The organism is Paraburkholderia sp. PGU19 (assembly GCF_013426915.1).
GTDB lineage: Bacteria > Pseudomonadota > Gammaproteobacteria > Burkholderiales > Burkholderiaceae > Paraburkholderia.
Genome location: NZ_AP023181.1, coordinates 788,552 through 807,439, shown reverse-complemented (window position 1 = coordinate 807,439; position 18,888 = coordinate 788,552). Strand labels below are relative to the sequence as shown.

Annotated in this window: 20 protein-coding genes; 15 read left to right on the top strand and 5 right to left on the bottom strand. The window is 62.5% G+C overall.

Annotation, left to right across the window (positions count from 1 at the left end; genetic code table 11):
* Positions 1-16 precede the first annotated feature (16 nt).
* Together H1204_RS33515 and H1204_RS33510 are read left to right on the top strand one after the other, a co-directional pair.
* Entirely contained in the window at positions 17-181 is a 165-nt protein-coding gene (locus H1204_RS33515) for a hypothetical protein (RefSeq protein WP_180734800.1), read from the top strand.
* Positions 182-243: 62 nt separating this feature from the next.
* Positions 244-729 (top strand): universal stress protein, encoded by a 486-nt coding sequence (locus H1204_RS33510; RefSeq protein WP_180734799.1) that lies wholly within the window; start codon positions 244-246, stop codon positions 727-729.
* Positions 730-775: 46 nt separating this feature from the next.
* Here H1204_RS33510 and H1204_RS33505 read toward each other — a convergent pair whose 3' ends face one another.
* Together H1204_RS33505 and H1204_RS33500 are read right to left on the bottom strand one after the other, a co-directional pair.
* Positions 776-1,060 carry a hypothetical protein gene (locus tag H1204_RS33505; RefSeq protein ID WP_180734798.1) on the bottom strand — a complete coding sequence of 95 codons (285 nt, stop codon included), beginning with the start codon at positions 1,058-1,060 and terminating at the stop codon, positions 776-778.
* 9 nt (positions 1,061-1,069) lie between these two features.
* The gene (locus H1204_RS33500; RefSeq protein ID WP_007583220.1) at positions 1,070-1,279 is read right to left on the bottom strand and encodes a hypothetical protein; all 210 of its coding nucleotides are present in this window, start codon (positions 1,277-1,279) and stop codon (positions 1,070-1,072) included.
* A gap of 311 nt (positions 1,280-1,590) precedes the next feature.
* Between H1204_RS33500 and H1204_RS33495 the strand changes: the two genes are divergently transcribed.
* From H1204_RS33495 to H1204_RS33455, 9 genes are all read left to right on the top strand, one after another.
* Positions 1,591-1,920, top strand: coding sequence for a hypothetical protein (locus H1204_RS33495; protein WP_180734797.1), 330 nt, complete (start codon positions 1,591-1,593; stop codon positions 1,918-1,920).
* 106 nt (positions 1,921-2,026) lie between these two features.
* The gene (locus H1204_RS33490) at positions 2,027-4,192 is read left to right on the top strand and encodes an ATP-binding protein (protein WP_180734796.1); all 2,166 of its coding nucleotides are present in this window, start codon (positions 2,027-2,029) and stop codon (positions 4,190-4,192) included.
* On the top strand, positions 4,189-5,823 hold the full coding sequence (locus H1204_RS33485) for a response regulator (protein WP_180734795.1): 1,635 nt from the start codon (positions 4,189-4,191) through the stop codon (positions 5,821-5,823). The genes H1204_RS33490 and H1204_RS33485 overlap by 4 nt, the downstream gene beginning before the upstream one ends.
* Entirely contained in the window at positions 5,820-6,452 is a 633-nt protein-coding gene (locus H1204_RS33480; RefSeq protein WP_007583214.1) for a response regulator transcription factor, read from the top strand. Before H1204_RS33485 ends, H1204_RS33480 begins: the two co-directional genes overlap by 4 nt.
* A gap of 174 nt (positions 6,453-6,626) precedes the next feature.
* Positions 6,627-7,502, top strand: coding sequence for a hypothetical protein (locus H1204_RS33475; RefSeq protein ID WP_180735124.1), 876 nt, complete (start codon positions 6,627-6,629; stop codon positions 7,500-7,502).
* Between the two features lie 243 nt (positions 7,503-7,745).
* Positions 7,746-8,273 carry a phasin family protein gene (locus H1204_RS33470; protein ID WP_180734794.1) on the top strand — a complete coding sequence of 176 codons (528 nt, stop codon included), beginning with the start codon at positions 7,746-7,748 and terminating at the stop codon, positions 8,271-8,273.
* A 189-nt stretch (positions 8,274-8,462) separates the two neighbouring features.
* A complete protein-coding gene (gene phbB, locus H1204_RS33465) occupies positions 8,463-9,206 on the top strand; it encodes an acetoacetyl-CoA reductase (RefSeq protein ID WP_054931824.1) in 744 nt (247 codons plus the stop codon).
* 70 nt (positions 9,207-9,276) lie between these two features.
* Positions 9,277-9,453: a hypothetical protein gene (locus H1204_RS33460; RefSeq protein ID WP_180734793.1), complete on the top strand. Its 177-nt coding sequence runs from the start codon at positions 9,277-9,279 to the stop codon at positions 9,451-9,453.
* Positions 9,454-9,498: 45 nt separating this feature from the next.
* Positions 9,499-9,657 (top strand): hypothetical protein, encoded by a 159-nt coding sequence (locus tag H1204_RS33455; RefSeq protein ID WP_180734792.1) that lies wholly within the window; start codon positions 9,499-9,501, stop codon positions 9,655-9,657.
* 34 nt (positions 9,658-9,691) lie between these two features.
* Here the strand turns inward: H1204_RS33455 and H1204_RS33450 are convergent, their stop codons facing one another.
* Entirely contained in the window at positions 9,692-10,939 is a 1,248-nt protein-coding gene (locus tag H1204_RS33450) for a LysR family transcriptional regulator (RefSeq protein ID WP_180734791.1), read from the bottom strand.
* A 40-nt stretch (positions 10,940-10,979) separates the two neighbouring features.
* Positions 10,980-11,681 (bottom strand): GntR family transcriptional regulator, encoded by a 702-nt coding sequence (locus H1204_RS33445; RefSeq protein WP_180734790.1) that lies wholly within the window; start codon positions 11,679-11,681, stop codon positions 10,980-10,982.
* Between the two features lie 641 nt (positions 11,682-12,322).
* Here H1204_RS33445 and H1204_RS33440 point away from each other — a divergent pair.
* The 4 genes from H1204_RS33440 (at position 12,323) to surE (ending at position 16,453) form a co-directional block, all read left to right on the top strand.
* Positions 12,323-13,666: an MFS transporter gene (locus tag H1204_RS33440; RefSeq protein ID WP_180734789.1), complete on the top strand. Its 1,344-nt coding sequence runs from the start codon at positions 12,323-12,325 to the stop codon at positions 13,664-13,666.
* A gap of 84 nt (positions 13,667-13,750) precedes the next feature.
* Positions 13,751-14,293 carry a hypothetical protein gene (locus H1204_RS33435; protein ID WP_180734788.1) on the top strand — a complete coding sequence of 181 codons (543 nt, stop codon included), beginning with the start codon at positions 13,751-13,753 and terminating at the stop codon, positions 14,291-14,293.
* A 72-nt stretch (positions 14,294-14,365) separates the two neighbouring features.
* Entirely contained in the window at positions 14,366-15,586 is a 1,221-nt protein-coding gene (locus H1204_RS33430; protein WP_180734787.1) for a porin, read from the top strand.
* An 84-nt stretch (positions 15,587-15,670) separates the two neighbouring features.
* Positions 15,671-16,453, top strand: coding sequence for a 5'/3'-nucleotidase SurE (gene surE / locus H1204_RS33425; protein WP_180734786.1), 783 nt, complete (start codon positions 15,671-15,673; stop codon positions 16,451-16,453).
* A gap of 556 nt (positions 16,454-17,009) precedes the next feature.
* Here the strand turns inward: surE and H1204_RS33420 are convergent.
* The gene (locus tag H1204_RS33420; RefSeq protein ID WP_180734785.1) at positions 17,010-18,722 is read right to left on the bottom strand and encodes a metallophosphoesterase family protein; all 1,713 of its coding nucleotides are present in this window, start codon (positions 18,720-18,722) and stop codon (positions 17,010-17,012) included.
* Positions 18,723-18,888: the final 166 nt, after the last annotated feature.

Below are 18,888 nucleotides of genomic sequence, written 5' to 3'. Positions count from 1 at the left end.
AGCGCAGGAGCACAACATGCCCTCCGATCCGTCCGCTGAGCCGACCGCCAAACCCCTCGACCCCGCGCAAACCACATCCGGCAAGCAGCCGGCCAAGCCCGCGAAAGACGACCTTCCCGACGCCGACGCGGCCGAGCCCGTCCCGCACGAGCATCTTCCGAGCCGAAGCGACGACAACTGACCAACAGCAAACGCGTCGCTCAATCAAGGCTCGCACCGGTTCAAACCGGAAGGGAGCGAATCATGCAGAACATCCTGGCAGGTTATGACGGCTCGCCGTCCGCGCGGCACGCCGTCGCGTTCGCAGTCGATCTGGCGAAGCGCTTCGATGCGCGCCTGCATGTGCTCGTCGTCGCGCGCGCGCCGGACTGGGGCGCGATCGAGCTCGAAAGAAAGGAAATGGTCGACTACGAGTTGCGTCACGCGAACGAAGTGCTCGACGACATCAAGGCGAAGCTCACGTCATCGAACGATCACGCCGAGTTCGATCTCGTGATCGGCCAGCCGGCGAAAGAGATCGTGCTCTACGCGGAGCAGCACGGCATCGATCATCTCGTCGTCGGGCATCGCGGGCATACGCCGTTCGACCGCTGGCTGATCGGCTCCGTCGCGCGTCAGGTGCTCGCCTATGCGCCGTGCGCGGTGACGATCGTGCGCGATCCGGCGTCGATGAAGAAGCGCGTCGCAAAGACCGAGCAGCATGCGGCGGATGAAGCGCCGTTCGTGTGAGGTCTAAAACGCAGGCGCGGCAGGTGTGGCGCGTGAAGAACGCGCGTCACGCGTCCGTCTGCGCGGTATCGCGGCCGAGCTTCTCGGGCCGCGTGCTGAAGCGCGGCTCGTCGATCCATGCCGCGAGCCAGTCGTGGAACTGGCCCCAGTCGTCGGCCAGGTCGAGTTCGCGTGCACCCGGCTGGTTGCGGCCGCCGTCGCCGATCCAGGCGTAGATGGTCCGCGCGCCACCCCACCACGCGATCATGCCGTCCGTCAGTTCGGCGATGGTCCCGTCGGGCAGCGCCCGTAGCAGCCGCGACAGGCGCGCGTCGAATTCGTCGAATCTCATGCCCAACCCTCAATGCACGACGCCGAAAAACGCAATCGCGCCCTCGGCCGGCGTCAGTCCCGCCTTGAAATAACCTTCGAGCCGGTCGGCTGTCGATTCGTCGAGCGTAAAGGGCGGGTGAACGAGTCCCACCTTGAACGCATGGTCGTACCAGTCGCTGATCCACGCGCGCAAATCGATCACGTACAGCGGCAGTGCGTTCGAAGCGTCGTCATACATGTGCGTCTCCCCCATGCCCGATGACCCAATGCTAGGGCTAACACGATGCAGCACCAATCGGCGGCGGCGGATTGTGTGCTCAGGAAATGCTGATTTGAAGCGTCAGGATTTCCCTGGGAAGCAGAGCGCGAGTCGCTGACGTACAAGGGTTTTTACGTACGGGCATGGGCTTGCGGGCACGCGCGGCGTTAAGGATTTCCTGACACGCGAATCAGGATGTCGCACGCGGGTTTTCCAGCGCGTGCTGACTGTGACACAAATAGTGGTCGCGGATCATGAGCCATCGAAATGCAACATCGAGCCAAGGCGTCATGATTGCCTATCTGTCCGAGCGTGAGAATGTCGTGGAGCAGGTCAATGCGCTCTGTCTGCAGCTGTTCGACACATGGTGCGAATCGCGCAGCGTGACGGCGCTTGCGTATCTGATGCACTGCTGGCCGTTGATCGAAAGCACGCCCGCTGCGCTGAGGCGCCTCGGCGAAACGATGTGCGATTTGCGGCGCTATCACGCGGACCAGATCGACGCACACGGTTTTCAGGCGCTCTGCGAAATGGCCGATCTGATCGACGAACTCGTCGGGCGGCCCGTACGCACCGTCAGACTGAAGGCGTTTGGCGAACTGCCGGAACCGGCGGGGTAGAAAGACCGACGTTTCAGGCGCCTGGCCGCGGGACCGGGCCGGTGGACCGCGCTTTGGCATCGAGTGCAGAATAAGACAACCAGAACGGCAGCACTCGCGGGGGGATATGGTTCTCGACAGGTTCGACGCAGGGTGGAGCGGACTCCGTTACGTGCGGCGCAGCGTGGTGCTGCGGCTGCTCGGGACGGTGCTCGCGTTTAGCTGCGCGATCACGCTGATCCTCACAGCCGTGCAACTGTATCGCGACTATCAGCGCGGCGTCGCGCAGATCGAGAACCGGCTCGTCGATATCGACCGCAGCTATCGCGACAGTCTTGGCGAAGCGCTCTGGCGCCTTGACCAGCCGCAACTCAAGCTCGAACTCGAAGGCATGCTGCGGCTCGCCGATATCCGCGCGGCGGAAGTGCGCGAGATGCCTTCCATCAGTTCCGCGATGGTCGTGAGCGTGGGCCAGCGCATGCCCCGCATGACGGTCGCCCGCGAGTTCCCGATCACGTACCGCGTGCAGGACAAGGTCGAGCAGATCGGCACGCTGTATGTCGAGGCGACGCTCGCCAACCTCTACCACGACCTGACGCGCACGGCGCTCGTGATACTCGTGAGCCAGGGCGCGAATACGTTTCTCGTCGCGCTGTTCACGTTTTACATTCTGTGGCGGCTGCTCACGCGGCACCTCGCGGCGATAGCGCGCAGCGTCAGCGGCTACGACTTCCACGAGCCGCAGCACCCGTTCGTTCTGCAACGCAAGCCTCCGCGCGAGCCGGACGAACTCGACCGCGTGGTGTCGGCCTTCAACGCAATGGGGATGCGGCTGCATCGCGCGTATCTCGACGAACGCGAAGCGGCCACCGAGCGCGAGGCGCGGCACATGGCGGAAGCGGCCAATCGCGCGAAAGGCGAGTTCCTCGCGAACCTGAGCCACGAATTGCGCACGCCGCTCAACGGTATTCTTGGCTATGCGCAGATTCTCAGGCGCGACAGTTCGCTCAGCCTGCGTCAGCGCGACGGCGTCGCGGTGATCCAGCAGAGCGGCGAGCACCTGCTGGCGCTGATCGACGAGACGCTCGATTTCGCGAAGGTCGAAGCGGGCAAGCTGCGCATCGAGATTTGCGATGTGCCGCTCGCGGGCCTCGTCGATACGATTCGCGAGATCATCGGCGTGAAGGCCGAGCAGCGCAAGCTCGCGTTCGAATGCACGGTTGCCGCCGATGCGCCCGGCGGCGTGCGCGCCGACGAACACCGCTTGCGCCAGGTGCTGCTCAATCTGTTGTCGAACGCGGTGAAGTTCACCGATGAGGGCAGCGTGCGCCTGTTCATCGGGCGCGCAGAAAACGGCGCGGCCCGCTTCGAGGTGCACGACACGGGCATCGGCATTGCCGCCGAATATCACGAGAAGATCTTCATGCCGTTCGAACAGGCAGGCGGCGCGGAACGCCGCGCGGGCGGCACGGGGCTTGGCCTCGCGATCAGCCGGCAGTTCGTGCGCGCAATGGGCGGCGAAGTGAAGGTCGACAGCGCCCCCGGTGGCGGCAGCGTCTTCTGGTTCGAGTTGCCGGCCGCGCTTACCGAGCCGGGCGCCGCGCGCGCCGGAGGTGTGATGGGTGCCGCCACCATCATTACGGGCTACGAGGGTCCGCGCCGCAAGGTGCTCGTGATCGACGACGTGCAGATCAACCGCGCGGTCATCGTCGAGCTGCTGACGCGCATCGGCTTCGACACCGTGGAGTCGGCCAGTGGCGCCGACGGCATCGCGCTCGCGCAAACGGAATATCCCGATCTGATACTCACGGATATCGTGATGCCCGGCATCGACGGTCTGACTGTGACGCGCCGCTTCCGCGCGATGCCCGCGTTCGCTCACACGCCGATCATCACGATCTCGGCGTCGCCGTTCGGCGTGGACGGTGCGAGGAGCCTCGAAGCGGGCGCGAACGCCTTCATCAGCAAGCCGGTCGATTTCGACGTGCTGCTCGCGCGGATCGCGGCGCTGCTCGGCATCGACTGGATTCGCGAGGCTGTCCAGCAGCAAGCCGGACCGGCAATGCCGGCGACCCTTCCCGCCACCATTCCCGCCGACGCGATGAGCGAGCTGCATCAGCTCGCGCGCGACGGCAACATGAGCGGCATCGTGCAATGGGCGGAGCGGATCGCGGCGAGCGATCCGTCGCACGCGGCGTTTGCGGCGCGGCTGCATCAACTGGCGCGCGCCTGGCAGTCGAAGGCGATCCTGCAAATGGTGGAGCGGTATCTCGAAGGGAACCCGGCATCATGAGCCACCTCGCTCCGTCCGCCGGACCATCGGGCACGATCCTGATCGTCGACGATACGCCCGCCAATGTCGGCGTGGTCGTCGACAGTCTCGAGGCGCGCGGCATCCGCGTGCTGGTTGCGCTCGACGGCATCGAGGCGCTCGAACGCGCGGCGTTCGCGCAGCCCGATCTGATTCTGCTCGACGTGAAGATGCCCGGCATCGACGGCTTTGAAACCTGTCGCCGGCTCAAGCGCGACGAACGCACGCGCGATATCGCCGTGATTTTCATGACCTCGCTGACGGGCAACGAAGACCGCGTGGAAGGGTTTTCCTCGGGCGGCGTCGATTATGTGACCAAGCCGCTGCGCGTCGACGAGATGCTCGCGCGCGTCGGCGTGCATCTCGAACTGCGCGCGATGCACAAGCAACTCGTTGCGCAGAACCGGCAACTGATGGCCGAAGTCGCCGTGCGCAAGGAAACGGAAGCGGCGCTCGAGCAGGTACGCGACGATCTCGAACGGCGCGTCGCGTTGCGCACGGAAGAACTGGCGCGCGCGAATGCGAACCTGCAGGCGCAGATCGACGAACGCCGACGCGCGGACGCGCGCTTGCAGGCGAGCGAGGCGCGCTTTCGCGCGATCGTCGAAACGAGCCCCGTGCCGTTGTGCATCACGTCGATGCCGGATGGACGCATTCTGTACACGAACGCACCGCTGCGCGTGCTGTTCGGCATAAGCGAGGGTGCGGCCTTGAACGTCGCCAACATTGCGGACTTCTACGCGGACCCCGTAGAACGCGAGCGGCTGATCGGCCATCTGCGAACGGAGGGCAGTCTGCGCGATACGGAGGTCCGGTTCTGCCGTCCGGACGGCACCCAGTTCTGGGCGATGGCGACCGCGCGTGTCGCGACGTACGACGACTCGCCCGCCATCTATGTCGGCCTGAACGACATTACCGGGCGCAAGCAGATGGAACAGGAACTGGTCGAGTCGCGCGAGCAGCAACGCGAGCTTTCCGCTTACATGGAAGCGATCCGCGAAGAGGAAAGAAAGCGCATCGCTATGGAGATTCACGACGAACTCGGCCAGTTGCTGACCGCGCTGAAGATGGACGTCTCGCTGCTGAAGATGCGCCTCGCGTACGACCCGGAAGCGCTGAAAAAGGCCGACGACATGCGCGAGCTGGTCGAAGGCACGATCTGGATGGTGCGCAATGTCGCGAGCCATTTGCGGCCCGCCGCGCTCAACTTCGGGATCGTGTCGGCGCTCGAATGGCTCGTCGACGAATTCAACCGGCGCAATGCGATTCCTTGCGAGCTGCGCATCGAAGGCGGCGAGCCCGCGCTGTTGGACACACACGCAACGGCCGTATTCCGCATCGTGCAGGCGTCGCTGACCAACGTGGCGCGTCATGCGAACGCGACGCGTGTCGACGTGTCGCTGATTTCGACAGCGGACCAACTCGAACTGCATGTGCGCGACAACGGCTGCGGCTTCGACCTGCAGGCCGCGCACCGCGACTATTCGTATGGCCTGCTCGGCATGAACGAGCGCGCGCGGCTGATCGGCGCAACGCTGTCGATCGACAGCGCGCAGGGCGTCGGCACGACGGTTTCGATTCACATTCCGCTCGATGGCGGGCTCAAACTATGATCAGGATACTCATTGCAGACGATCACGCGATCGTCCGCGGCGGACTCAGGCAGATCATCGCGACGACGAGCGACATGATTGTCGCGGCGGAAGCGGCGCACGGCGCTGAAGTCGTCGACAAGCTGCGCAGTTGCGCGGTCGATCTGCTGTTGCTCGACATGACGATGCCCGGCATCAGCGGTGTCGATCTGATCCGTCGCGTGCGGGCCGAGCAGCCTGCGTTGCCCGTGCTGGTGCTGAGCATCCACGACGAGGCGCAGGTCGCGTCGCGCGCGCTGCGCGCCGGTGCGACGGGTTATCTGACGAAAGACAGCGATCCCGATGTGCTGCTCGCGGCGATCCGCAAGCTAGCGGACGGCGGACGCTTCATCGATCCGAAGCTCGTCGATGCAATGGTCTTCGAAACGCATCGCGGCGACATGCCGCCCCATGAGGTTCTATCCGACCGCGAATTTCAGGTGCTGCAAATGCTGGCGGCCGGCAAGAGCATCAACGAAATCGCCGACACCTGCGCGCTCAGCGCAAAGACGATTAGTACACACAAGATGCGCTTGATGCAGAAACTCGGCCTCGCGAACAACGCCGAGGTGATCCGTTACGCGATCCGCCACGGACTGATCGTCGAATAGCCGTCAAAAGCAGGTTTCACATGCTCGAAGCGGTGGAAGGCTTCGAGTAAGTATTGCGTTTGCAATATGTCAACGGGTTTGTCCGAATGTCGATGCCGCTATGCTCCGTGACACGATCTGAGCAGGGCTCGATATCGCGCGACCCGCACGTTCCCGTATTTGTCACTCGTACTTATGCATCGCAGGCGTTTCCTTTTCGCCGCGGCAAGTGCTGCGGGCGCCTCGCTCGCTGCACGGTCCGCACCGGGCGAGCACTTCGAAATCATCTATCCACAGATCCGGCCGGGCAGGGATGTGCATGCCGCATTCGCGCTCGCCACGCTCGAACTCGCGATGAAAGCGGCCAATGTGTCCTATTCGACGCGGCAGATCGAACTCGTGATGGAGCGCGGCCGTGCGCTCGCCGAACTCGCGAGCGGCACGACCATCAATCTGCACTGGACCAGCATGGATGCGCAGGCAGAGCGCGGCCTGAACGTCGTGCATATTCCGATTCATCGCGGGCTGATCGGGTATCGCGTGTTTCTGATCCGGCAGGACAGGCAGCCCGATTTCGACCGGATCGAAACGCTCGACGATCTGCGTTCGATGACGGGTGTTCAAGGGCTGGGCTGGATCGATACCGAGATCATGCGCAACGCGGGTCTCACCGTGCAGACGCCATCGAGTTACGAAACGATCTTCAAGATGGTCGAAGGCCGGCGCGTCGACTATTTTCCGCGCGGCGTAATCGAAGCGTACCCGGAGATCGAGTCGCGCAAGGCGACCGAGCCGAGCCTCGCTGTCGAGAACCGTTTGCTGCTCGCGTATCGCTCGGATTTTCTGTTCTATGTGTCGCCGACCCAGGAGCGGCTCGCGGCGGCGATCGCGCGAGGTTTCGCGGCGGCCTGGCGTGATGGCTCGTATCTGAAGCTGTTCAACACGCATCCGTATATTCAGAACGCATTGAAACGTACGAATCTGGCGAGTCGGAAGATCATTCGTCTGGACAATCCGTTCCTGTCGGATGAAGACCGTGCGATTCCGGACATGTACTGGATGCATCTTTAAGCGCACGCTGAAACGTGATCAGCTTTGATTTGTATCAGTATTTGGGAAATCTACACCAAAACATAGGGTAACTACCTACTAAAGACCATTTAATAATTGTCAAATGATGTGTTTAGAATGACGCTTCTAATGGTGCTTCGCACAAACAACTAATGCGAACACACATGCTATTCGCATGAAACAGCGCGGCCCCGCTGTGCATGTGGCATGGATCTAATTAGTAAGACTAACGGAGTCGCGTCAATGAACACACGGAATTCCGTAGGTGTCATTTCGGCGTGGGAGCCCGGCATCTCCGCTCTCCACGCATGGGCCAGTCCCTTTGCTCGCGAAGTGCAATCCATCGTCGCACTGAATCTGCAGACGATTAGCCAGTTGAACGGCGAAGCGCTGAAAACCATGAGCATGGTCAGCAACGCTCGCACGCTGGACGCATGGGCCACAATCCAATGGAATGCGGTCAATAGCGGCATGTCGCTATTCGCGGATTACGGCCAGGAACTGGGCCGTATCGTTTCGCAGCTCAACGTAGCGCTTCAGGAAGTCGGACAAACACAAGCGAAAAAGACCGACATCCAGCTGCGCTGCGCCGTCGATGCATTCCAGAGCCGCACGCAAGCGGCAGCATCCGCCATGACGTCGGCTGTCGCGACGGCGCTTGCCACTGCGCCGACGCCCGAAGCGCTCGCGCAACAGCAAACCGAAGAGGCAATCGCGCGCGCCGCGCGAACCGAGGCCGATACGCGTCCCCACAAAGTGGTCGTCGATTAATCACCTAAAGCACAGGCGTACGCCGAACCATCTACCGACACGCGACGTCGCAGTGAATCGCGAAGCTCGCGCGCCGCAGTGAGCGGCGACATAAAGGATCAGTCGGGGAGACCAGTCAACGGCTGTATCTGCGAACCAGCCGGTTGACGATCGGGAACTTTCGCAATGAACGACTGACAGGTGTAAAGGATGACTAATCGAATTGCTGTGGTAACGGGCGGTATGGGTGGTCTGGGCGAGGCTATCAGTGTCCGTTTGCACGACGCCGGCTATCGCGTGGTCGTGACGTGCTCGCCCGGCAACACGTGCTCGGACGAATGGCTCGCCGCGATGGAAGCCTCAGGCCGCGCGTTCTACGCGTATTCCGTCGACGTCGCCGACTACGACTCGTGTTACGCCTGCGTGGCGAAGATCACGGCGGAGATCGGTCCCGTCGACATCCTCGTGAACAATGCGGGCATCACGCGCGACATGACGCTGCGCAAGCTCGACAAGGTGAACTGGGACGCCGTCATGCGCACGAATCTCGATTCCGTCTTCAACATGACGAAGCCGGTGTGCGAAATGATGATGGAGCGCGGTTGGGGCCGGGTGATCAATATTTCTTCGGTGAATGGCTCGAAGGGATCGGTTGGGCAGACCAACTATGCGGCGGCGAAGGCGGGCATGCACGGCTTCACGAAGGCGCTCGCGCTCGAAGTGGCGCGCAAGGGCGTGACCGTCAACACGATTTCGCCGGGTTATCTCGCCACGAAGATGGTCACGGCGATTCCGCAGGAAATCCTCGACACGAAGATCCTGCCGCAGATTCCCGCCGGCCGCCTGGGCAAGCCGGAAGAAGTGGCCGCGCTGGTCGCGTTCCTTTGCTCGGACGACGCGGGTTTCATTACGGGCGCGAACCTGGCCGTGAACGGCGGCCAGCATATGAACTGATTCTGTATCGACAAAAACAGGGCCCACGCAAGTCCAGAGGAAGCGGAAAGGGCCCGACAAGGAAGAAGTGGTGGAGACAAAACAACAGCTTTATCAATGCCGGTGCACGAACCAGATCGTCGTCGTGAACCGGACTTTTGGGCCGCGTACGCCTGCCGATCGCGACGCGGGTCGATACCGCGAACTGGTTTTCGAGCAATGCATCAACGCAGGCAATTGTCCGAAGTCAGGGCAATGCCCGCTCTGAAAACACGGTGCGAGGTTGCAGGCGTAGTTGTCACAGGGGATGGCAATGAACGAAACATGGATTGTGACTGTTCTTGGAGGATCCGTGCTGTTGATTGCGTTGCTGTCGGTGGTGCAGCACTACCGTCGCGAGCGGTCGCGCGCGGAATTGCTGAAGAATCTCGATCACCATAGCTGGTGCCGCTTCTCGCGCGTGCGACGTTGACTTCGAGCAGCCGCCGCGCGGAGCATCGCGCGGCTTACGCTTCCGCCATGCTGATCGTGCGCGCGACGTCGACGACGGCAAGACGTATCGCGTCGATCAATGCGCGCGCGGCCGGGGACGGCGTCCCCGCGCCGCGCATCGTGAGGCCGATGTCGCGCCGCGTGTTGTGCAACTTCACATCGAGCACGACCAGTTCACCCGACTGACACTCATAGTGCAATTGCTGCGCGGACAGTGCCGCGAGCATGTCCGTGCCTAGCAGCAGGCCGCGAATCACCGCGAGATCCGCCGTTTCGACGGAGGGCATCGGCGGCTTCAGTTTGATCCGCTTGAATTGCGCTTCGAACAGCCCGCGTGCGGGCGCGTGGCTGCGCGGCACGATCCACTTCACGTTCTGCAGATCGGCGAGCGTCAGGCCGCGTGCGTTCGCCAGCGGATGCGCGCGACGCGCCAGCACGACCATTTCATCCGACATCAAACGCTCGTTCAACAACCCGCTCGATGCGTCGTTCTCGCGCAACGCGCCGAGAATGAAATCGATGTCGCCTGCGCGCAGCCCCGCGACCAACGTTTCATAGGCGCTCTCGTCGGTGATGATACGCACGCCGGGATGCTTCGCGCTCATGCTCGCGATCGCTTTCGGCAGGATCAGCGTGCGCCCGAGCGGCAGCGCACCCACCGTCACCGCGCCTTGAATGTAGCCGTGCAACGCGGCGATATCGTCGGGTACGTGGCGCAACTCGTTCAGCGCGCGGCGCACGTGCAGCAGGAACGTTTCGCCTTCTTCGGTCAACAGGATGCCGCGCGGATTGCGATGGAACAGTTGCAATCCCGAGCCGCTTTCGAGCACGCGAATCGCGGTGCTCACGGCGGGCTGACTGATGCCGAATGCCTTTGCCGCGCTCGGCATATGCCGATGACGCGCGAGCGCAGCGAACAGTTGCAGCCGCCGCGTATTGAGCAGATAGGCGGGCAACGAACCTTCCGCAGCAGGACGGCGGCGCGCCTGACGCGCGGCGCACCATTGCGCGAGCTCTTCGAGTTCAGTGAAAAGCCGTTCGCAGCGATGCAACACGGCGCGGCCGACGGGTGTGGGCAGCATGCCGGAAGGCTTGCGGTCGAACAGCGGTTCGCCAAGCGCGGCTTCGAGTTCCTGCACCGAGCGCGTCACGGCCGATTGTGCGCGAAACAACGCGGAAGCGGCGCGCGTTGCACTGCCCGTATCCGCGACGAGTTTGAACGCGCGCAATTGCGCGATGTTGAGAAGATCTTTGCTGCTCACGGAATAGGCCACAAAAAAGTACTAAAAGCCGCAATCGCCATCATGCCGCGCCCGCGATCAGATGCAGCGTGGGCAACGACAGATTGAGGCTTTCCTTCGATATATGCGTGTGTTCCTTCATGAGCGCGTCGACGCGCGCGCCTTCGCCGTTGATGAGCGCGTTGACGATCGCATGATGTTGCCGGTGCGCATACGTGAGCATTGCGAACTGACGGTCTCGCGCGGATTCGTCGAATGCAATGGTGGATGGCGCGACGAAGGGAATCTTGTCGTTCAGGCTCAACGCGGCGCTGACTGCGGCGTTCTGCGCGGCGTCGACGATCAGCGCATGGAAGCGGCCGTTCATCGCTGCATAGCGCACGTCGTCGCCATGCTTTAACGCGCCTGCGTTGAAGATCTCGTCGCCCTCGCGCAGACAGGCATTCAGTGACGCGGCCAGCGCCGCCGATACGCCGCTCTCCGCGACCATCCGCGCAGCGAGACCTTCGAGCACGCCGCGCACGTCGATTGCATTGAGCACGTCGCGCACGCTGAAGCGCCGCACCACGAAACCGCGTGCGCCCGAGCGTTCGAGCAGCGCCTCGCTTGCCAATACACTCAACGCATAGCGCAGCGGCGTGCGCGATACGCCGAGCCATTGCGCGAGTTGCGCCTCGACGAGACGCTGGCCGGGCGCCAGTTCGCCCGCGAGGATCTTTTCTCGCAGCGTTTGAACAATCGCTTGCTGGGTTGTCTCGTTCATGTGTTTCGACTCATCGGCTGGTCAGTATAACGGCGCTCAGGATCGCGCAACAACGCCTTTACAGCGCATTGCGACTTGATTCGCTTGCCATCTGTTCTGTTTATCGGCATGTACGTCTGCCCGTAGCGAAGCGAACGGGGCCCTCCACGTCTCGGGATACCACAGAGCTTGATCTGTCGGGCAATCGAGCCGGATTCGAGCCGCTCATATATTGCGTTTAGCCTTGTCTTACCGAATCTGACTGGCCTTTCATGTGGTTTACCCGCACTACCGGGAGTGGATGCCGTTTCTATATCTTTGTATCCCAAGATAGCCGCAAATCCAGGAAGTACGAAGACCGCGGTCCATCCGACCGGCGCGCGAGCGCTGCGCAGCGTGAAGCAACGGAAGACATCGAAATGGCAAGGATGATGGGTGGTATCGGAACGTCTAACGTGCCGACTGTGAGGATCACAAATATCGGCATGCGCGCCAGCATGCGAGGCGAAACACAGGAAGCGTTCCTGACAACGCGCCGGGTACCTGAAGCGGTATAGCGAACGACGCCGCCAGCTCTTCCGTAGTCGCTTTTCTCCTTCGATACAACAAGACCCCGGGTTCGACAGAAGCCCGGGGCGGGGAACCTTTTTTCGGAGACATCTATGAAACCAACAGAATCAGTCGACATCAAGGCGTTCATCGACGCACGCAAGATGTCGGCGTACCAGTGGCTCGTGCTTGTGCTGTGCTTCTGGATCGTCACGATGGACGGGCTCGATACGGCCGTCATGGGGTTCGTTGCGCCCGTCATCATGCACGACTGGAGCGTGAGCCGCGCCGCCTTCGGGCCCGTGATGAGCGCCGCGATGGTGGGCCTCGCGGTTGGCGCGCTGGTCGCCGGACCGATGGCGGACCGCATCGGGCGAAAGAAAATATTGATTGGCTCCGTGTTCTGCTTCGGGTTTTTCAGCCTGCTTTGCGCTTTCGCGGAGACACCCACCGCGCTCGTCATGCTGCGGTTTCTTACGGGCCTCGGTCTCGGCGCCGCGATGCCGAACTCGACGACGCTGCTGTCCGAATACGTGCCGTCGCGCAGCCGTTCGCTGCTGCTGACGATCATGTTCACCGGCTTCAACTTCGGCTCGGGCGCGGGCGGCTTCGTCGCCGCGTGGCTGATTCCGCATTTCGGCTGGCGCGCGGTGTTCATGTTCGGCGGCATTCTGCCCATCGTCAGCGTGCCGCTGCTGCTGTGGCTGTTGCCCGAGTCCGCGCGTCTGATGCTCGTGCGCAAGGCGGTCACGGAGCGCATTGCACACACGTTGGGACGTGTATGCGGACACCGGTTCGCCGACGACGTTCGCTTTACCGCGCCGGAACCTGTCGTTGCCGAGAAAGCACCCGTGCGCATGCTGTTCGCGGATGGCTACGCAATGAGCACGCTGATGCTGTGGGTCACGTACTTCATGGGCCTGCTGATCATCTATCTGCTGACGGGCTGGCTGCCGACCCTCATCAAGGACGCGGGCCTGCCTGTCGAACGCGCCGCGGCGATCACGGGCATGTTCCAGCTGGGCGGCACGATTGGCGCGGTCGCAGTCGGCTTTGCGATGGACCGGATGGACCGCAATGCCGTGATCGGTTGTTCGTATCTGCTTGGCGGCGTGTTCATCTTCGCGCTTGGAATGGGCACGCTCCAATCCGGCACCTTGCCGATTCTCGTTGCCTGTGCCGGCTTCTTCATGAGCGGCGCGCAAACGGGCCTCAACGCGCTCGCGCCGAGTTGCTACCCGACACGTGCCCGTGCAACGGGCGTCAGCTGGATGCTGGGCTTTGGGCGGCTCGGCGGGATTCTGGGTTCGCTGGTGGGCGGTGCATTGCTCTCGATGGGCTTCAGCTTCGCGACGGTGTTTTCGGTGCTCGCGGTGCCCGCCGTGATCGCCGCCATCGCGATCGTGATGAACCGCATTGCGTTGCGCTTCATCACAAGCCCGGTCGCCGATGTCTGAAGTCAATACGTTAAGTTCGCCGATGGCGACCCGCCATCGGCTTTCGCAGCACCCGATGTTTAAACCGGCATGAGGAGACACGAGATGGCTGGCAATTTCAGCATTAGCGGAAAGGAACTCGGCGGCAATGCAGCGCTGAATGCTTCAGGCTGGCCGAGCCTGGCCGCGATGATTCGCGCGGGACTGGCTGCCGGTTTGCTCGGCGCGGTGATCATCTGGATCTACGAGGCCGTCGTGTGGGTCGGCATCCAGCATCTGATGCCGCTCGCGGGCATTCCGCGCAACGCGACGGGACTGGTGTTCGGCAAGGCGGTGCAGGAATCGATCGGCGTGTGGGCGTATGTCGTCGGCACGGGCATTCACTTTGTCTTTGCGCTTGCGTGGGGCGTGCTGTTCGCGCTGATCTGGCCGTACTTTCAACGCCGCGGATACGAAGCGACTTTCGTCGCGCTCTTTTACGCCGTGCTTGCGTGGATCGCGATGCACGTCGCGATCATGGTCGTCTCGGATAACCACCCCGATTACTCGAATCCGAATGTCGTGATTGGCGGCTTTATGTCTCACTTTTTCTTTACCGTGCCGCTGGCTTTGACGGTGAAGCGGAAATTGAGCCAATACAGAACATAACGGCGAAGCGCTTTAAAGAAGCTTTAAAGAATTCAAACAGCAGCAAAAACCAGGAAGATGGAGGTCATAAGAATGAAGAGGAGTACCAGTAGCGTCAAGGCGATTGTCATCGGGGCGGCAATCGTTGGCGGCGCGCCGGCTTTTGCGCAAAGCAGCGTGACACTGTACGGCATTGTCGATAACGGACTGGCTTATCAAAGCAGTTCGACATCGCTTGGATCGACGAGCGGCGGGCACTCGGTCGTCAAGATGACGCCGGGCGTGTGGGCGGGCAGCCGCTTCGGCTTGAAAGGCGGGGAAGATCTCGGCGGCGGGACTAAAGCGATCTTTCAACTTGAGTCGGGCTTCAATTCGGCAACGGGCGCGCAGCAGTACACCAATGCGATGTTCGGACGTCTTGCGTATGTCGGCGTGACGAATCCGACCTACGGTACGTTCACGGCGGGCCGGCAGTACGCTTCGTATTACCAGCTGTTGTCACCGTATAGCCCGACGACCTGGATCACGGGCTTCTACGGCGCGCATCCTGGCGATATCGACGGGCTCGACACGATCTATCGCGCGAACAATACGCTGGAGTACACGTCGCCGAAGCTGTACGGCTTGACGGTGAGCGGCTCGTATTCGCTCGGCGGCGTGGCGGGCAGCGTCAATCAGGGCTCGACGTGGACGACGGCGATCCAGTACGCACTGGGCCCGATCGGTCTCGCCGTTGGCTTCTTGCGAATCAACAATTCAACCTCGGGCGGCGGCGCGTGGGGCGCGGATTCCACCACGACGAACGGCGGCTCGCAGATCGGCGTATCCGCGTTGACGAACGGCTACCAGACAGCGCGCGCGCAGCAGCGTTTTGCCGTCGGCGGCGGCTATACGTTCAACAGCGCGTGGGACGTGACGGCGACGTACTCGAACGTTCAGTACATTCCCGGCATCAATTCGAAGTTCACCGATACGGCGATCTTCAACACGGCTGGCGCCGTGCTGCACTGGAAACCGGCTGTGACGTGGGACTTCGCTGCGGGCTACAGCTACACGCGTGCGACTCGCGCGAACGGCATTACGGATAGCGCGTCGTATCAGCAGTTCAACCTGTCCCAGTACTACTCGCTGTCCAAGCGTACGGGCCTCTATGCGCTCGAAGCGTATCAACGCGCGAATGGCAAGACGCTCGGCACGAACGGCGCGGGACAGATCATCGATGCGACCGCGAGTATCGGTGATGGCTTCAACTCGACGCCTTCGTCGACGGCCAGTCAGTTTGCGTTTGGCCTTGGTGTGATTCATCGCTTCTGATGTGAAGCGAAAAGCTGAACCGGTGCACCCGGTTCGGCTTGTGGTAGCGTAATGGGCATCTGTCCGTTACCGGTATCTCACGTCATGTCTGCATCCTTCAGCAAGATCCCCCGCGTTCTCCTCACCAACGACGACGGCATCGACGCCCCCGGCCTCGCCGTGCTCGAAGCCGTTGCCAACGAACTAGCCGACGAAGTATGGGTCGTCGCGCCCGAGCACGATCAGAGCGGCACGTCGCATTCGATCAGCCTGCATTCGCCGCTGCGCGTGAGCCGCCAGGGCGAGCGCCGCTTCGGCGTGGTGGGCACGCCTGGCGATTGCGTCGTGATGGCCGTGCGTCATCTGATGCGCGACACGCCGCCGACGCTCGTGCTGTCCGGTATCAATCGCGGCGGCAATCTCGGTGTCGAGACGATGTTCTCCGGCACCGTTGGCGCGGCGATGACAGGGCTGCTGCTGGGGCTGCCGTCGATTGCATTGAGTCAGGTCTTCCGGGACCGTGAGGCCGTGCGCTGGGATACCGCGCGTGCACTCGCGCCGGGCGTGATCCGCCAGTTGCTGGCCATCGAGCACGACGCGCCCGTTTGCCTGAACGTCAATTTCCCCGATGTCGATGGGGCGGCGGCGGGTCCGCTGACGCCGACGAGGCAGGGCGTGGGGCTCGTGGAAGGTATCGATGTGCTGCCGCAGGTGGACCCTCGCGGCCTCGAGTATCACTGGCTGCGCTTTCAGCGTGGCCCGCGCGAGAACGCGCCCGATAGCGAAACGGCTGTGGTTGCGTCGGGGCGCGTGTCGGTGACGCCGCTTTACTTCGATCGTACGGACGAGAACACTTTTGCGAAGTTGTCGGCGTCGTTGCAAGCGTGAAGTTTGTGGCTGGCCGGGAGCGTTGCTCGGGTTTGGTTTGGTTTGGTTTGGCTTTGCGCTGGCATCCGCGATTTGCCTTCGCGCTTCACGCGTCGCCCCTGTGCGGGGCGGCACCTACTTTTCTTTGCCGCCGCAAAGAAAAGTAGGCAAAAGAAAGCGGCTAACACCGCCAGCGCTGGTTCTTGCCTGAGGGCCCCCAACGGCCCCGTTCTTCATACGCTAACGCACCTACTCGCGTTCGTCGCCAACGCTTCGAACCGATGCCTCACCCGCTTCACATACCCGCGTCGCTGCACGCCGCGCCAGACAGTCCGCCGCCGCCCAGGTGGCAAACTGTGTGTCGGCTTTCGCGCCATACACGCATCACTCCGGACCGGGAAGCAAGGTTGCTGTTTCTCGCAAGAGCACTAACCTTTGCGGTGCGACAACCTACACACAGTTTGCCACCTGGGCGGCACAAACCATTCGCTGGCGCCAGCACTTGTGCGGGTGTCTAAGCGGGTGGGCGTCGACAGCGTTGCGCCACGCAACGTCGGCGCGGCGCAACGCATGATGATCAACCCCGCCGATGCTTCGATAGCGTGATCGTCTCGAACAGCTCGTAGTTCGCTGTCGGCGTTTGATCGGCGCCCGGCGCGTGATAGTAGTTCATCGTGATCGTCGTCTTGCCGCCGTGCGAACCCGGATCGTAGTCGAATACGGCGATGCCGTAGCCCGTGCCCGTATCGCGCTGCGCCGACCAGATCGCATCTTCGAGTGCATCGGCGTTGGCGCGCGCGAACGTGCCTGCCGTTGCGCCCGGGATCGGCCGGTTGGGCTTCGTGAACACCTTCGCTTGCGGATTGCCGTTGCCCGTGTCGACGCCATACACGTCGAGCGGAGCGCTCGTGCCGCCGCCGCCGAGAATCAGGTGGATCGTGCCGTGGCAGGTGTCGAACGCGTTGCCGTTGCTTGCATGCGAATGAACAACCGGCTTCGGTTGCAGCGTGTCGACTTTCTCGCCCGTAGTCGCATCGATGCCCGCGTGATGATTGCAGCCGCGCACGGGATAGCTGCGCTCGTAGTCGTGATCGTGGCCGCATAGCACGAGGTCCACGCCATAGCGGTCGAAGAGGGGCAGCCATGCCTCGCGGATGCCTTTGTCGGAGCCGTTGCCCGTCTTCGACGAGCTGAGCGCGTCCTGATGCATCTGCACGATGATCCAGTCGATATCGTCATCGTCGGCGGCATGGCGCAGCGTCTTTTCGAGCCAGCGCGTCTGCTCGCCGTTGCTGTAGCCGCGTACGTAGAACGACGTGCCGGGCGCGATTGCGGGGTTGCCCGTGCTCGCAGCAGGCACGAGCGGCGCCGGGCCCGCGACGAAGGCGGCTGCGTCCTGGTACACGACGTCGTCGGCATCGAGCGAAATGAACAGCACCGAACTCACGCGGAAGCTATACCAGCGGCCCGGAAAGCGCGTGCCGTTGTGCGGCAGCGTATAGCGCGTGAGATACGAGTCGAAGCCTTGCGCGCCGTTGTTGAATTCGATTTCGTGATTGCCGGGGCACGGCATCCACGGACGATTCGCCGACGACGACTGATTGTTGTTGCCGAAGTGGCGCCACACGGCCGGCTGGTGCGTCGGGTTCAGGTTCGCGTAGCACAGGTCGCCGTTGAGCAGGTGAAACAGCGGCTGGAAACGCTCGACGGCCTGCACCGCGAAGCGGCTTTGCGGCGACGACAGCACCCAGCCAGTGTTGGGCGTCGCGAGATCGCCATAGCTCGTGAAGCGGAACGGCGCGCGACCGTGCGGCGCGGTCTTGAACGACGCCGAGAAGGGCGTGCCCGCATTGCTGTCGTTATCGGCTGTGACTTCGTATTGATACGTGGTCCCTGCATTCAGGCCGTGCAGACGCGCGTGATACGTGAACACGACTTCGCCATTCAGGCCGTCCGTGTAGGTGCGTTGAACAGCGTGAACGATGTCCTTCTTGTCGCCGGCTGCGCCGAAGCGCACGTGCGGATTCGCGGCGGCCGCCATCGATGCCCATGACACCACGACTTCGTTCGTGGGATCTTCGCCCCATGTGAGATGGACCTGCTCGGGCGTGCCGTCGGGTGTCGACGGATCGGCTTTGGCGGAGCTTGCAAACGTGCTCGCAGCCGTCGCGAATCCCGATGCGCCCGCGAGCTTCAGAAAGCCACGGCGCGAGAAAGTGGCGGACTGCGCGCCGTCCTGCGTGTTGTCCGGTTCGTCCGGCGTTGTATCGAGGGAGTTCTTTTTCGACATGTCTTTTGTTCTCGCTTTGGAAGGCAAGTGACGCGCGAATACGCAGCGGCACGGGCGCGTCGGCGCTGGAAAGGAACGGGAAGGAAACGTCATTCCGGCAACACGATATTCCGAAACCTGTTACCTCGCTGTGACAGCGCGATCACGACGCATGCACGTTTGTGGC

Bases quoted from the DNA above. Each gene is read 5' to 3' on its own strand.
- H1204_RS33505 (WP_180734798.1), bottom strand. From the start codon at position 1,060: ATGAGATTCGACGAATTCGACGCGCGCCTGTCGCGGCTGCTACGGGCG.
- H1204_RS33420 (WP_180734785.1), bottom strand. From the start codon at position 18,722: ATGTCGAAAAAGAACTCCCTCGATACAACGCCGGACGAACCGGACAAC.
- H1204_RS33455 (WP_180734792.1), top strand. From the start codon at position 9,499: ATGAACGAAACATGGATTGTGACTGTTCTTGGAGGATCCGTGCTGTTG.
- surE (WP_180734786.1), top strand. From the start codon at position 15,671: ATGTCTGCATCCTTCAGCAAGATCCCCCGCGTTCTCCTCACCAACGAC.
- H1204_RS33480 (WP_007583214.1), top strand. From the start codon at position 5,820: ATGATCAGGATACTCATTGCAGACGATCACGCGATCGTCCGCGGCGGA.
- H1204_RS33510 (WP_180734799.1), top strand. From the start codon at position 244: ATGCAGAACATCCTGGCAGGTTATGACGGCTCGCCGTCCGCGCGGCAC.
- H1204_RS33515 (WP_180734800.1), top strand. From the start codon at position 17: ATGCCCTCCGATCCGTCCGCTGAGCCGACCGCCAAACCCCTCGACCCC.
- H1204_RS33490 (WP_180734796.1), top strand. From the start codon at position 2,027: ATGGTTCTCGACAGGTTCGACGCAGGGTGGAGCGGACTCCGTTACGTG.
- H1204_RS33485 (WP_180734795.1), top strand. From the start codon at position 4,189: ATGAGCCACCTCGCTCCGTCCGCCGGACCATCGGGCACGATCCTGATC.
- phbB (WP_054931824.1), top strand. From the start codon at position 8,463: ATGACTAATCGAATTGCTGTGGTAACGGGCGGTATGGGTGGTCTGGGC.
- H1204_RS33435 (WP_180734788.1), top strand. From the start codon at position 13,751: ATGGCTGGCAATTTCAGCATTAGCGGAAAGGAACTCGGCGGCAATGCA.
- H1204_RS33495 (WP_180734797.1), top strand. From the start codon at position 1,591: ATGATTGCCTATCTGTCCGAGCGTGAGAATGTCGTGGAGCAGGTCAAT.
- H1204_RS33470 (WP_180734794.1), top strand. From the start codon at position 7,746: ATGAACACACGGAATTCCGTAGGTGTCATTTCGGCGTGGGAGCCCGGC.
- H1204_RS33440 (WP_180734789.1), top strand. From the start codon at position 12,323: ATGAAACCAACAGAATCAGTCGACATCAAGGCGTTCATCGACGCACGC.
- H1204_RS33445 (WP_180734790.1), bottom strand. From the start codon at position 11,681: ATGAACGAGACAACCCAGCAAGCGATTGTTCAAACGCTGCGAGAAAAG.
- H1204_RS33475 (WP_180735124.1), top strand. From the start codon at position 6,627: ATGCATCGCAGGCGTTTCCTTTTCGCCGCGGCAAGTGCTGCGGGCGCC.
- H1204_RS33500 (WP_007583220.1), bottom strand. From the start codon at position 1,279: ATGTATGACGACGCTTCGAACGCACTGCCGCTGTACGTGATCGATTTG.
- H1204_RS33430 (WP_180734787.1), top strand. From the start codon at position 14,366: ATGAAGAGGAGTACCAGTAGCGTCAAGGCGATTGTCATCGGGGCGGCA.